Annotated in this window: 10 protein-coding genes; 6 read left to right on the top strand and 4 right to left on the bottom strand. The window is 71.8% G+C overall.

Annotation, left to right across the window (positions count from 1 at the left end):
* The first annotated feature begins 24 nt into the window (after positions 1–24).
* The 5 genes from OEB96_RS40375 to OEB96_RS40395 all read left to right on the top strand — a co-directional run bounded on the left by OEB96_RS40375 (position 25) and on the right by OEB96_RS40395 (position 6,397).
* Positions 25–1,941 (top strand): acyl-CoA dehydrogenase family protein, encoded by a 1,917-nt coding sequence (locus tag OEB96_RS40375; protein ID WP_266222263.1) that lies wholly within the window; start codon positions 25–27, stop codon positions 1,939–1,941.
* 89 nt (positions 1,942–2,030) lie between these two features.
* Positions 2,031–2,966 carry a MaoC family dehydratase gene (locus tag OEB96_RS40380; protein ID WP_266222264.1) on the top strand — a complete coding sequence of 312 codons (936 nt, stop codon included), beginning with the start codon at positions 2,031–2,033 and terminating at the stop codon, positions 2,964–2,966.
* Between the two features lie 9 nt (positions 2,967–2,975).
* Complete coding sequence (locus OEB96_RS40385; RefSeq protein ID WP_266222265.1) at positions 2,976–4,439, top strand: 3-oxoacyl-ACP reductase; 1,464 nt, start codon at positions 2,976–2,978, stop codon at positions 4,437–4,439.
* Between the two features lie 31 nt (positions 4,440–4,470).
* The gene (locus OEB96_RS40390) at positions 4,471–5,763 is read left to right on the top strand and encodes an acetyl-CoA C-acyltransferase (protein WP_266222266.1); all 1,293 of its coding nucleotides are present in this window, start codon (positions 4,471–4,473) and stop codon (positions 5,761–5,763) included.
* 46 nt (positions 5,764–5,809) lie between these two features.
* On the top strand, positions 5,810–6,397 hold the full coding sequence (locus tag OEB96_RS40395) for a hypothetical protein (RefSeq protein WP_266222267.1): 588 nt from the start codon (positions 5,810–5,812) through the stop codon (positions 6,395–6,397).
* Between the two features lie 9 nt (positions 6,398–6,406).
* Here OEB96_RS40395 and OEB96_RS40400 read toward each other — a convergent pair whose 3' ends face one another.
* From OEB96_RS40400 to OEB96_RS40415, 4 genes are all read right to left on the bottom strand, one after another.
* Complete coding sequence (locus OEB96_RS40400; protein WP_266222268.1) at positions 6,407–7,267, bottom strand: hypothetical protein; 861 nt, start codon at positions 7,265–7,267, stop codon at positions 6,407–6,409.
* Positions 7,264–8,769: a serine/threonine-protein kinase gene (locus tag OEB96_RS40405; RefSeq protein WP_266222269.1), complete on the bottom strand. Its 1,506-nt coding sequence runs from the start codon at positions 8,767–8,769 to the stop codon at positions 7,264–7,266. Before OEB96_RS40405 ends, OEB96_RS40400 begins: the two co-directional genes overlap by 4 nt.
* Complete coding sequence (locus tag OEB96_RS40410; RefSeq protein WP_266222270.1) at positions 8,766–9,542, bottom strand: hypothetical protein; 777 nt, start codon at positions 9,540–9,542, stop codon at positions 8,766–8,768. The genes OEB96_RS40405 and OEB96_RS40410 overlap by 4 nt, the downstream gene beginning before the upstream one ends.
* Positions 9,543–9,634: 92 nt before the next feature.
* Complete coding sequence (locus OEB96_RS40415; protein ID WP_266222271.1) at positions 9,635–11,131, bottom strand: DUF6986 family protein; 1,497 nt, start codon at positions 11,129–11,131, stop codon at positions 9,635–9,637.
* A gap of 272 nt (positions 11,132–11,403) precedes the next feature.
* Between OEB96_RS40415 and OEB96_RS40420 the strand changes: the two genes are divergently transcribed.
* Complete coding sequence (locus tag OEB96_RS40420) at positions 11,404–13,029, top strand: type VI secretion system contractile sheath large subunit (protein WP_266222272.1); 1,626 nt, start codon at positions 11,404–11,406, stop codon at positions 13,027–13,029.
* Positions 13,030–13,105: the final 76 nt, after the last annotated feature.

Genomic DNA, 13,105 nt, shown 5'->3' on the forward strand with positions numbered 1-13,105 from the left:
GTCACCCGCCCCCGCCACTCACCCATGGCCAACTACCTCGAAGACAACGACGACCTGCTGTTCTACCTCGACAAGGGCATCGACTGGGGCCCGCTGGTCGAGATCACCGAGCGAGGCCTGCGGGACGAGGACGGCCCCAAGAGCGTCGGCGAAGCCGTGGAGCTCTACCGCGACATCGCGACCATGGTGGGCAAGTTCGCGGCCGAGGAGGTCGCTCCGCGGGCCAAGGCGATCGAGACGGCGGGCGTCGTGGTGGTCGATGGGGAGGCGGTGGGAGCCCCCGAGCTCGACGAGCTGTTCGAACGGATCCGCGAGCTCGACCTGCACCGGCTCAACGTGCCGCGCGAGCTCGACGGCATGAACTGCCCGCTGCTGCTCTACTTCGTGGTGTGCGAGCTGATGGCCCGCGCCGACGTCTCGGTGATGGCCCACCACGGCTTCCACGGGGGCATGGCGCTGGCGATGCTGATCTTCTCGATCCGCGAGGGCAGCACCACCTTCGAGAACCATCGCATCGTCGAGACCCGCTTCGCCGAGGAGATCGAGGAGATCCTCTCCGGCCGGGCATGGGGCTGCATGGACATCACCGAGCCCGACGCGGGCTCGGACATGGCCCGCCTGCGCACGGTGGGCGAGCAGGACGCCGACGGCAACTGGTTCGTCACCGGGCAGAAGATCTTCATCACCTCGGGCCACGGCAAGTATCACTTCGTGATCGCGAGGACCGAGAAGCCGGGCGACGGCTCCGATCCCATGGCGGGCCTCGATGGCCTGTCGATGTTCCTGGTGCCGGCCTACACCGAGGACGAGCACGGCAACCGCACCCGCATCGTGACCCTCGATCGCGCCGAGGAGAAGCTCGGTCACCACGGCTCGTGCACCGCCGCGCTCACCTTCGACCGGGCGCCCGCGCACCTGCTGGGCAAGCGCGGCGAGGGCTTCAAGTACATGCTGCAGCTGATGAACAACGCGCGCCTGGGCGTGGGGTTCGAGTCGATCGGCCTGTGCGAGGCGGCCTACCGGCTCGCGCGCGACTACGCGGCCGAGCGCCCGTCGATGGGCAAGACCATCGACCAGCACGAGATGATCGCCGACTACCTCGACCAGATGCGCACCGAGATCCAGGGGCTGCGCGCGCTGGCGATGTACGGGGGGTTCCACGAGGAGATGGCGGCCAAGCTCGACATCGCGATCCAGATCGAGCCCGAGCGTCGGCGGGAATTCGAGCGTCTGCAGCGGCGCCACAAGTCGGCCTCGCGGCGGGTGACCCCGCTCATCAAGTACCTCGCGGCCGAGAAGGCGGTGGAGATGGCGCGCCGCTCGGTCCAGATCCACGGCGGCAACGGCTACACCACCGAGTACGGGGCCGAGAAGCTGCTGCGCGACGCGATGGTGATGCCGATCTACGAGGGCACGAGCCAGATCCAGGCGCTGATGGCCATGAAGGACACGCTCGGCGGCATCATCAAGGCGCCCCAGGAGTTCGTCAAGCGCCTGGCCCAGGCCCGCTGGCGCGCGCTGTCGGCCCGCGACGCGCACGAGCGCAGGGTGGCCAAGCTCCAGGTGCTCGGCCTCGACGCGCAGCAGCACCTCATGCGCCGCACCGCGACCGACAAGCTGCGTGCGGTCCAGGACCGTCCGCTCACCGAGTGGCCGCAGGCGTTCCTCAAGGACTGGGATCCCAAGCGCGACTTCTCCTACGCCATGCTGCACGCCGAGCACCTCACCCAGCTCCTGGCCGACGTGGCGATCTGCGAGGTGCTGCTCGAGCAGGCGCACGCACATCCCGAGCGCATCGAGGTGCTCGAGCGCTACCTCGAGCGAGCCGAGCCTCGCGCCCGCCACCAGTACGATCTCATCGTCAACACCGGGCAAGGGCTGCTCGAGCGCCTCGCCCTGCGGACGCGCGAGCGCGACGACTCGGCTCGCGCGGCCCAGTGACGACGACCAGTAACGACGACCAGTGACGACGGCCGCCGCCCGACGACCGCCCGTCCATCCACACGAGTCGATTCGGGGGTACCACCACCATGGCCGTCTCGAGCAAGCACGTCCTCCAGCAAGGTCCCGTCATCGCCACCCTGGCCTCGGTCGCCGCGTCGGCCATCCGGCAGCAGCTCGACGAGCGACTGGGCCGGGCGCCCCACGGCACCACGCCGCAGGTGCCCGGGCCCGAGATCACCGCCACCATCGTACCGCGGCCGTCGGAGCTGCTGCGGGCCTACGTTCGCCACGTGGGAGGCGATCCCGCCGCCTACCGCGGCCAGGTGCCGGCGCACTTCTTCCCGCAGTGGGGCTTTCCGCTGGCGTCGCGCACCCTCCAGGGTCTGCCCTATCCGCTGTTCAAGGTGCTGAACGGCGGGTGCCGGCTGGAGATCAACGGCCCGCTGCCCGCAGGGGAGGCGCTTCACGCCCGTGCGCGCCTCGAGGGGATCGACGACGACGGTCGCCGCGCCGTGATCCACCAGCGCGTGGTCACGGGCACGGGGGCGGTACCCAACGCGGTGGTGGGACACCTCTACGCGGTGGTGCCGCTGGGCCGCGGCAAGGGCAAGAAGGGCGAAGCCGCCGCGGCCAGGCGCGAGCCGGCCCGCGTGCCCGGTGACGCCGAGGAGCTGCAGCGCTGGCGGCTGTCGGCCGACGCTGGCCTCGACTTCGCCAAGCTGACCGGCGACTTCAACCCCGTGCACTGGATCGCCCCCTACGCGCGAGCCTTTGGCTTCCGCAACACCATCCTGCACGGGTTCTCGACCATGGCGCGTGCAATGGAGGGCCTGCAGCGCACCCTGTTCGCGGGCTCGGTGCGCGCCCTCCGGGTCTTCGACGTCAAGTTCACCAAGCCGCTGACGCTGCCGGCCAAGGTGGGCCTGTACGCCAAGGACACCTCGTTGTGGGTCGGCGATGCACCGGGCGGCCCGGCCTACCTCGTGGGCACCTTCGAGACCAATCCCCTCCCCAAGGACTGAGGTTCCACCATGAGCGACTTCCTCCTCGAGCTCTCGCGCAACCCCACCGCCCGCAAGCTGATCAAGACGGCGGGCCTGCCCGTGCCCATGCCGCAGGCGCTGCGCCGCGCCAAGGGCCCCTACCCCGAGCGCCCGCTGCACGACCATGCCATCGTCTACGGCGCGGCCACGGGCGGCGCGATGGCCCCGACGATCGCGCTGACGCTGGCCAAGGCCGGCGCCGACGTGCACCTGGTGGGCGAGCCCTCGCTGCGGGAGCCGTTCGCGGAGCCCGGCGAGGCCTACGGCCGACCCGCCCGCTTCATCGACCTCTCCGAGCTGCCCGATGGCTTCCGCGGCCAGGGCATGGTGTTCGACGCGACCGGGCTCGCCGACCCGGTGCAGCTCCGCGCGCTCCACGACTTCTTCCACCCGCTGGGGCATCGCCTCGCCAACTGTGGTCGCGTGGTGGTGGTGGGACGCCCGGCCTCCGCGGCCGGCACCCCACGCGCCGCAGCGACGGCGGCCGCGCTCGAGGGCTTCGTGCGCAGCCTGGCCAAGGAGGTCGGCAAGCGGGGCTCCACCGCCCAGCTGCTCACGGTGGCCGAGGGAGCCGAGGCGCGCGTGGAGCCGGTGCTGCGGTTCCTGCTCTCGCCGCGCTCGGCGTTCATCTCGGGACAGCCCGTGCACGTGGACGCGCGCGCGGCCTGGCCCGGCGCGATGGCGCCCGGCTCGATCCCCATGGTGCAGTCGCTGCAGGGCAAGGTGGCGCTGGTCACCGGAGCCGCGCGCGGGATCGGAGCGGCGACCTGTGAGCTGCTCGCGGCCGAGGGCGCCCACGTGGTCTGCCTCGACCGCCCCCAGGACGACGCGCTGTGCAGCCAGGTGGCGCGCAAGATCGGCGGCAGCGTGCTGCTGGCCGACGTCAGCGATCCGAGCGCGCCGCAGCGCATCGCGGACGATCTGCGGCAGCGTCACGGCGGGGTCGACGTGGTGGTCCACAACGCCGGCATCACCCGCGACAAGACCCTGGCGCGCATGAAGCCCGAGCTGTGGGATCAGACGATCGACGTCAACCTCGCGGGGGTGGTTCGCATCACCGAGGCCTTGCTCGGCCAGGGCGGCGCGGGGCCCATGCGCGATGGGGGCCGCATCGTGCTGCTTTCGTCGATCGCCGGCATCGCGGGCAACATGGGCCAGACCAACTACGCCGCGTCCAAGGCCGGCATCATCGGCTACACCACCAAGCTGGCGAGCGAGCTGGCGGACCGGGGCATCACGGTCAACGCGATCGCCCCCGGCTTCATCGAGACGCGGCTGACGGCGGCGATCCCCGTGATGATCCGCGAGGCGGCCCGCCGGCTCTCGAGCCTGGGGCAGGGCGGCCTGCCCCAGGACGTGGGCGAGGCGATCACGTTCTTGGCCACGCCGGGCGCGGCCGGGATCACCGGCCGCGTGCTTCGGGTGTGCGGTGGAGCGCTGGTAGGCGCCTGAGCAGAGCTGGCCAGGGAGCAGGAGCGAGACGATGAGCGACAGCAAGCGACGCGCAGTGGTGATCGAGGGGGTGCGAACCCCGTTCGTGAAGGCATTCTCCGAGCTGCTCAAGATGGATGCGATCGCGCTGGGCGATGCCGCGGTGGCGGCCCTGCTGCGACGCACCGAGCTGCCCCGCGACGAGCTCGACGGCATCGTGTGGGGCGGCGTGATCCTGCCCGGGCTCGCCCCCAACGTGGCTCGCGAGATCGCGCTCGACCTGCGGCTGCCCGCGCGGGTCGAGGGCCACACGGTGACGCGCGCCTGTGCATCGGGCCTGCAGGCGATCACCTCGGCCGTGTCGGCGATCGAGCGCGGCGATGCCGACGTGATGATCGCGGGCGGCTCGGACTCCACGAGCAACGCGGAGCTCAAGCTCCCGCAGAAGGTGGTGCACGCCCTGGCCCCGCTGGCCTTCGGCAAGGCCACCCCCATGGACGTGCTGGGCGTGCTCTCGCAGCTGATGCCGATCACCGAGGTGCTGCCCAAGATGCCCAAGATCGCCGAGCGCACCACCGGGCAGGTGATGGGCGAGGCGGCCGAGGAGATGGCGCGCCGCAACGAGGTGAGCCGAGAGGAGCAGGACGAGTTCGCGGTGCGCTCGCACCACCGCGCCGCCGCGGGCATTGCCTCGGGCCGGCTGCGCAAGGAGGTGACGGCGGTGGAGACACCCGATGGGCGCACGGTGACCGCCGACACGCTCGTGCGGGCCGACACCAGCGTGGAGGCGCTGGCCAAGCTGCGCCCGGTGTTCGCCAAGAAGGGCACGCTGACCGCCGGCAACTCGAGCCCGCTGACCGACGGGGCGGCAGCGGTGCTCTTGATGAGCGAGGACAAGGCGCGCGCCCTGGGCTACCGGCCGCGCGCGGCGTTCCGCAGCTTCAGCTACGTGGGGGTCGACCCCGCCGATCAGCTGTTGATGGGACCGGCGCTCGCGATGCCCAAGGCGCTCGACCGCGCGGGCATGACCCTGGGCGACATCGACGTGGTCGACATGCACGAGGCGTTCGCGGCCCAGGTGCTGTCGGTGCTCAAGATGCTGGGCAGCCGCGCCTTCGCCCGCGCCCGGCTCGGCCGCGACGAGGCCGTCGGCGACGTGGACCCGGCCAAGCTGAACCTCTACGGCGGCTCGGTGGCCATCGGGCACCCGTTCGGAGCCACGGGCGCGCGCATGGTGACCACGGTGGCCAACGAGCTCTCCGACGGGAACAAGCAGACCGCACTGCTGGGGATCTGCGCCGCGGGAGGCCTGGGTGCGGGCGCGGTGATGGAGCGGGTGGAGTAGCCGACGGGTGCGTGTGCCGAGCGTGGAGACTGATATCCTCCGTGGCATGAGCAGCTTGGTTCGTGTCTCGTCGTGGGCCCGCCTGGGGCTGGCCGCACTCCTGCTGGGGACCGCGTGCGGCAAGTCCGAGGCCTCCCCCGTCGAGCACGAGCCGGTGCAGCTCGACCAGACGCAGCGCGCCACGATGGAGCGCCTGGTCGGGTCGTGGAAGCACGTGGGCGGCGCGCAGGAGCAGGACGCCGCGCTGAAGGCGGTCGAGCAGGCGACCGAGTCGATGAGCTCGCTCATCCGCGGCGTGGCCCGCTCGCGCCTCGAGGAGACCGTGCGCATCGACGCGGTCCTGTCGATCGCCGAGGACCGGGGCATCGTGACCATCACCCGCAGTGAAGTACCCGAGCCGTTCGTGTGCTCGGCGGACGGCCGCGAGCGACCCACCACGACGTCCGACGGCGACGACGCCCAGGCCTCGCTGCGCATCGAGGCCGACGCGCTGGTGTCGAAGGTGGTGACCGATCAGGGCGGCGGCGAGCGAACCCATCGCATCGACGAGCAGGGGCAGCTGGTCATCACCGCCCGCACGTTCTCGCCGCGGCTGCCGGCCGACGTGGTGTACGAGGCCCGCTACGCGCGATAGGCCAAACGCTCAGAACGCCCCGCGCAGCACCAACCCCGCCCCACCCGGCCGCAGGCTCGGCACCAGCGTGGCCGTGCTCGTGCGGGCGCTCCTCCGGGCGCGCTTGCGATCGACCACCAGCATGACCACGCCCGAGATCACCGCGGCCGCCCCCACGCCCAGGGCCACGAAGCCCGGCGGGTGGGTCGTGGTCTCGTAGAGCGGATCCTCGGGCTCGACCTTGGGCGGCAGGGCCACGAGCACCGCCCCGGTCCCCAGCCCAGCCGCGCCCACCACCAACATCGCCACGCCGCCCTTGCCGAGGCCCGAGAGCTTGGCGCGTGGCGGGTCGTTGGCGGGTGGATCCGATGACGCGGGAGGATCGGGATCGGGATCGGACTCGGGTTTGGGCTGGGGGTCGGACTCGGGCTCGGGGCTCGCCACCACCTCGTAGGAATCGAGCTGCTCGAGCACGCTGGCCACGGTCGCCTCGACGCGCTCGACGACCTCGCTCTCGGTGCACAGGGGGCACTCGATCGCCTGCCGCTCGCCCACCGGCTCGCCTCCCCGCGAGACCCACAGCTCGAAGCGGTAGCCGGGCTCGTTGCCCTGCAGCGCATCGACGTCGACGTGGATCATCGGATCGTCGGCCTCGGGGCGAGCGGGAACCACGGAAGCGGCGCGCAGGACCACGTCGGTCCGCTCCCGAATGCGGCGCTTGACCACCGGCCCTTCCTCGCCGATGTCGCTGGTGTCGATGTCGACCGAGGCGTGGCGCGTGGCCGGAGCCGAGATGGGAGCCAGTGCATAGGCCGGCTCGGCCGCCGCCACGAGGTGGCTCGGACCGAGCGCCAGCACGGCGGACACGATGCTCGTCGTCACGATCCTCATGGCTGCTCCTGTCGACGCTCGCAGACCCGCCGCCACGTCTCGACCTGCTCGTCGCCGAGCCCACGGCTGGCCCCGATGCAGTCGCTCCAGCGGCCGAGCTCCATGAACGCCTTGGTGCGCAGCCGCCCGCGCTCGGCTCGCTGCTCGCTCCAGCACGAGCCCTCGCGCGTGTGGCGGAGCACGCCCGACCAATCATGCGCCTCGCGAGCCTGCTGCGCCTGCTTGCGCGTGCGCCAGCACAGACTGCGGTGGGACGCGGACGCGTCGTCGGAGGGGGTCGCCTCCTCGGCCGGCGCGGGCTCGGATGGCGCGGGCTCGGCCGGCGCGGGCGCGAGCTTGGGAGACGGATCGGGCGTGGGAGCACCATCGCTCGTCGGCCGCGGCTGCCGGGTCCGTTCCTCCGGCGGCGGGCTCACCACCACTGGCGGCGGCTCGTCCGGTGGTTTCGTCCGGGTCGGCGTGACGTCGACCGGTGCCGCGTCGACCGGCCTTGCCTCCGCCACGGGCGTGACCTCGTGCCCCGCGCCGAACAATGCCCACGCCCCCACCCCGGCCAGCAGCACCACCGCCGTCACCGCCACGGGAACGATCCACCGCGGGGATCTCGACGAGGTCGTGGCCATGTCCAGCGCGACCATGCCGGGCCCGGCGGCGGGGCGCCGCCGGCCGATCGCGTCGAGTCGCTCCGCGACCTCGCTCACCGAAGGCCGACCCTCGGGCTCGCGTGCCAAGCAGGCGTCGATCAACGCCACGAGGTCCGCCGGCAGGTCGTCCACCACGGTCGCGATGGACGGCGCGGGCTCGTTGACCTTGACGGCCATGAGGTCGAGACCATCGCGGCCGCCAAACGGGGTGATCCCGGCGATCGCCTCGTGGAGCATCACACCGAGCGCATACACGTCGAACGCCGTGGTCGCCTGCGCGCCCTGAGTCTGCTCGGGGGCCATGGTGGCCGGTGTGCCCATCACCTGACCGGCCATGGTGGCGCGCGCGCCCATCGTGTTGGCCGCGATCCCGAAGTCGAGCACCTTGACGATCTCCTGGCCACCGCGCCGCACCAGCATCACGTTCTCGGTCTTGAGATCGCGGTGGATGATGCCCGCGGCATGGGCGGCCTCGAGGGCTCTCGCCACGTCGCACAGGATTCGGCACGCGCGCTCCACTTCGAGGCACCCTCGTTCGATGATCACGTCGTAGAGCTCGCGCCCCGAGAGGTGCTCCATCACCAGATAGGGGCGGCCGTCGGGCAGCTCACCCGCGTCGAACACATCGATGATGTTGGGGTGGCCGGCCGCGCTGGCGGCCCGCGCCTCGTCGCGAAAGCGGCGGGCCACCTCGGGCTGCCCCCCCCAGCGCCGCGACAGCACCTTGACTGCCACGGCCCGCCCCACCCGCACGTGCTCGCCCTGGTAGACCGCTCCCATGCTGCCCTCACCCAGCATCGTGCCGATCCGGTAGCGATCGGCGATGAGCGTGCCGGGCACGAGGTACTCGTCGATCATGAGCAGGCCCCCAGCGCCCCTGGAATGCAGCAGCGCTTGCCCATGAACAGGGTGGACTTGCACTCGGCCTGCGGATCACAGCACGACTCTCCCGCATCGCAAGACTGCTGGTTCTCCTGGCAGCTCATGCATGCACTGGTGTTGAAGGTGCACTGCTCGGTGCAAGCGAGCCCGTCACCGGTGAGGTTGGGGTAGTGATCGCAGGTCTCGTTGCCGAGGTTGTCGAGATCGCACTCCTCGCCCGGCGCGATCGCTCCGTCGCCGCAGTCGGAGTAGCCAGGACACACGGCATAGACGATGGAGGCACAGTCGAGCGCGCACACGGGCAAGCCATCGCCATGGCCCTGCGAAGCACACGTGGCGTCCTCCGGCAGCGTGTCGCCGTCGCACTCCTCCCCCTCGTCGATCATCCCGTTGCCACACGCGGGACCGCCATCGCCGGACGAGTCGACGGCATCGGTGGTCTGCAAGCCCGAGCCACCCGAGCCCGAGCCCGAGCCACCCACGCCCGAGTCATCCGAGCTGGCCCCTCCCGAGCCGCTGCCCATCCCGAAGCCACAGCCGAGCTCGGTCACCGGCTCGGCCACACAACCATCGTTGGCGGCCTCGCACTTGTCACAAAAGGGCGTGCTCCCGCCGCGCTGCTCGCAGGTGAGATCGCCCGACTGGTTGCCGCAGTGCGACGCATTGAGCCGAGTGCACCCCACCGCGAGGATCCCTGCGAGCCCGAGCGCGAGCCCGAGGGCTCCGAAGGTCGTGTGTGCCGTATCCAACCCCATACGTTCCGCTACGCAACGTTTAGGATAGACCACTCGCAGGCCACACCCAACGAGTCTCGTGGCCCACGCGCTGGTCAGAGAAACGATTACGTCAGCTCCGGATCCGAGCCCTCGAGGGCGGCTTCACGGCGCTCGGCCACCAGGGCCACGAAGCGCGGCTGGTCGAGCTCGTGGGGCTCGAGACCCACCTTCTCCAGCGCGGTCCGCCCCACGGCGCCGCAGCGATGGGCCCGGCGCACGAAGTCCAGCAAGCGCTGGCCTCGTCGCGCATCGTCCCCGTGGCGATCGGGCACGGGGGCCGACGTCGCGCGGGTCAGCAGCTCGCGCAGCTTCGCCGCCGCGTCGTCGAAGCGCTCGAGGAAGAAGCGGTGATTGGCCGCATATCGTACCGGGAGCTGACTGCCATGGCGATCCCAGCCCTGATACAGCCCGGAGCGCAGCGCATGGAGGATCTGGGCGTGGCCCAGCCGCCACGCACGGTGCACCGCCGCGAGGTTGTCGGCGCGCTGCTTGGCCGACAGCGAGGGGTCCTCGGGATGCGGCCCCTCCGGCAAGGGGCCGGTGGTGTCGTCGCTGAGGGTCACCTGCGTGCCGCCGAGCGCCAGCCGCAGCAGGCCCCGGGCGAGATCGCTGAGCGGGTGCTGCCCATCGGCGACCTCGGGGGCCAGACCGCACGCCTGTGCCAGGTCCTCGCTCCCCAGGTGCACCGCCACGCAGCGCCCCCCGGCCGCCCGCACCAGCCGGGGCAGCGCGCAGCGGCCCGCCTCGTCGAACAGCGCGGGCGTGGTCTCCACCACCAGCTCCATGCGAATGCGCCCGCGGGGCCAGCGGTGCCGCGTCTCGAGCAGCTCGAGCAGGCGCGCGGCGGTGGACACCTGCTCGGGCAGCGACACCCGCGGCAGCGTGAGCACCAGCTCGCCTGGCGCGCCCCCCCACGACGGCCAAGCATGGCGATCGCCCACGGCAATGGTCGACTTGATCGCGCCCGCCAGCGTGTCGAAGAACAGCTCGAGGGTTCGCACCGCGCGACCGGTCGCGTGCCGGGACAGCGGCTTGAGCCGCAGCCCCACCCGCGGCGACAACGTGCCGCGCTCGGCCGCCACCGCGATCGCCTCGGCCGCCGAGACCGCGTGCCGATCCTCCTCGACGTCCTCGCGCGTGCCATAGCCACCCTCGAAGTCCACGCGAACGTCCTCGACCGGTCGCGACTGCAGGCGCTTGTGAACCCGCGCGTGCACCTCGAGCAACGACCATGCCGCGAGATCCTCGCGGCGCAGCGCCTGGGGGTCCTCGCGATAGCGACGCATCTGTCCCGCCCGCACCGACGAGCGCGGCGACTCGTGCCCATCACCGTAGATGCCCAGCGCCTCGCCGAAGCTGTAGGGGTCGGGACCGTAGCGAGCCAGCGCCGTCCAGGCCTCGACGCCCAGCTGCGACACGGTCTCGGGCGTGAATCGATCGGCGGGCCAGATGACGGTGTGCACCGGCGGCAGCGGAGCGATCGCCGGCACCGCCTCGGTTCGCGCGATCTGGGCCCGATCGAGCGCCGCGAGCTCGAGCGCCGCTTCATCGAGCAGCGCCACGCCCCTGCCTCCCCGCGCATGAGCCCGACCGGCGGACCGACCCGAACGTACCGAACGTCACCGTGCTGCAACGATACCAAGGCCAGACGGTCCACCAAGCGCGAATCGGCGAGGCGCTCGGCGAGGCGAGAAGGTGCGCGCTCGATTTCGCAGGGCACGTCCGTTCCGCTACATCCCACATCCACCTCCTCGATCGACCGTCTTGTCAGGCGTTCGCAGGCGTGGATAAGGTCGCCCTCGAGATGCCACACGCCGTCGGACATGCTCGCCCCTTGCGTTGGCTGGTCGCGGCCCCGTTCAGCGTGCCCCCCACCGGCCGCTTCACGGCGGCCTCGGGCGAGCGCTTCCAATCGCTCATGTCCAGGCTCGGCCCGCGTGCCACCGTGGAGATCCCCGATGGACTGGGCGCGGGCCAGACCCGCCGCATCACCCTCGCGCTCGGTCGTCCCCGCGACTTCCGCCTGACCGAGGTCGTCAAGCGCATCGACGTGCTCGCGCGGCTCTGCGAGCTCGCCGACGGGGTCGAGCGCAGCGGCGCGACCGAGCCCGTGCTGCGCAAGCTCGAGGCGCTGGTGGGCAAGGGGGCACTGCTCGACGCCACCAAGCGCGTCATCGACGGAGAGCCCGCACCCGACCCCGTCGCGTCCCCACCACCCGTTGCTGCGTCGCCGCCCTCGAGCCCGACCCCCGAGCAAGAAGGCACGACCGTCGATGCGATCTTCGGCAAGGCCGATCTCGCGCCGACCTCCGGGGGTGGCGACGTCGCCGCCGCCGCCAAGTCGGGCCTCGATGCGTTCGTGGGAGCCATGCGCAGCGGCGGCAAGGGCGACGCCAAGCCCGCGACCAAGTCCGAGGACAAGGCCCTCGCCAAGCAGGTCGCTCGGCTGATCCGCCGTGCCGTCGATGCGACCGCGCTCGACGTGATGGCGAGCCCGGCCATCGCCACCCTCGAGTCGAGCTGGCGGGGCCTTCGCATGGTGGTCTCCGAAGCACCGGGCGCCGACGACCTCGCGCTCGACATGCTCGACAGCGACGGCAACGAGCTCGTCTCCCGCCTGCGCCATCGCCTCGATCTGCCCCCGATGGACCGGCCCGACGCCGTGTTCGTGGCCCTGTCGATCGCGAGCCCCGAGATCCTGCGCGCCCTGGCCGAGCTCGGCGAGGAACGCTCGGTCCCGATCATCGTCGAGGTGCCCGACACCGCCACCGGTGCGCGCCTCGGAGACGACGAGCTTCCACCGGTGCCCGAGACGTGGGCGCAGCTGCGCGAGCTCTCCGCCACCACCTGGCTCTTTGCCGCATCGAATGCGGTGGTGCTGGCCAACGAGGAGGTCGGCGAGACGCACCGCGTCGTGTTCGGCAGCCCGGTGTGGGGCCTGGCCGCGATGCTGTCGGCCAGCGTCAACCAGACCGGTGGTCCTGGTCAGGTGTTCGGGCGAGCCGGCGCGCTGGTGAGCCCCGCCTCGTACGCCCTGGACGGGTCGGCACAGGGGCAGACCATCGCCACCCAGCGGCTCGCAACCGTGGATCAGCAGCGCGCGCTGGCCGAGCGCGGCGTGCTGGTGCTGGGCAGCGAGCGTGGCAGCGATCGCCTGCGTCTGGCCGCGGCGCCCACCGTCCACGCGGGCGGGCGTCACGACCTGCAGCTCCCCGGCCGCATCCTCGCCGGCCGCGCCGCCCGCTTCGCCAAGTCGATCCGCGACGAGCTCCCGCCGCACGCCACCGATCAGGAGGTTGCGGCTCGGATCACGGAGGCTTCCACCAACTTCCTCCCCCGCAGCCCCCGCGGAGCGGTGGCCCTCACCGTCCGCACCGACGAGGACGGCAAGCTCGGCGTCGAGGCCTCGATCGGCGCGGCGCTGGCTGGCACCTCGTTCGAATTCTCCTCCGACCTGTGAGGGCGGCTCCCACCCCCGTGACCGAGATCCCCTTGGAGCGAGCCCGCGCCGGGAATCGCACCCGCCCCGACCCACG

The sequence above is a fragment of the Paraliomyxa miuraensis genome (assembly GCF_026337845.1).
GTDB classification, from domain to species: Bacteria; Myxococcota_A; Polyangia; order Nannocystales; family Nannocystaceae; genus Paraliomyxa; species Paraliomyxa miuraensis.

Coding starts and splice junctions, on each gene's coding strand:
- OEB96_RS40400 (WP_266222268.1), bottom strand. CDS start 7,267: ATGAGGATCGTGACGACGAGCATCGTGTCCGCCGTGCTGGCGCTCGGT.
- OEB96_RS40375 (WP_266222263.1), top strand. CDS start 25: ATGGCCAACTACCTCGAAGACAACGACGACCTGCTGTTCTACCTCGAC.
- OEB96_RS40380 (WP_266222264.1), top strand. CDS start 2,031: ATGGCCGTCTCGAGCAAGCACGTCCTCCAGCAAGGTCCCGTCATCGCC.
- OEB96_RS40395 (WP_266222267.1), top strand. CDS start 5,810: ATGAGCAGCTTGGTTCGTGTCTCGTCGTGGGCCCGCCTGGGGCTGGCC.
- OEB96_RS40385 (WP_266222265.1), top strand. CDS start 2,976: ATGAGCGACTTCCTCCTCGAGCTCTCGCGCAACCCCACCGCCCGCAAG.
- OEB96_RS40390 (WP_266222266.1), top strand. CDS start 4,471: ATGAGCGACAGCAAGCGACGCGCAGTGGTGATCGAGGGGGTGCGAACC.
- OEB96_RS40405 (WP_266222269.1), bottom strand. CDS start 8,769: ATGATCGACGAGTACCTCGTGCCCGGCACGCTCATCGCCGATCGCTAC.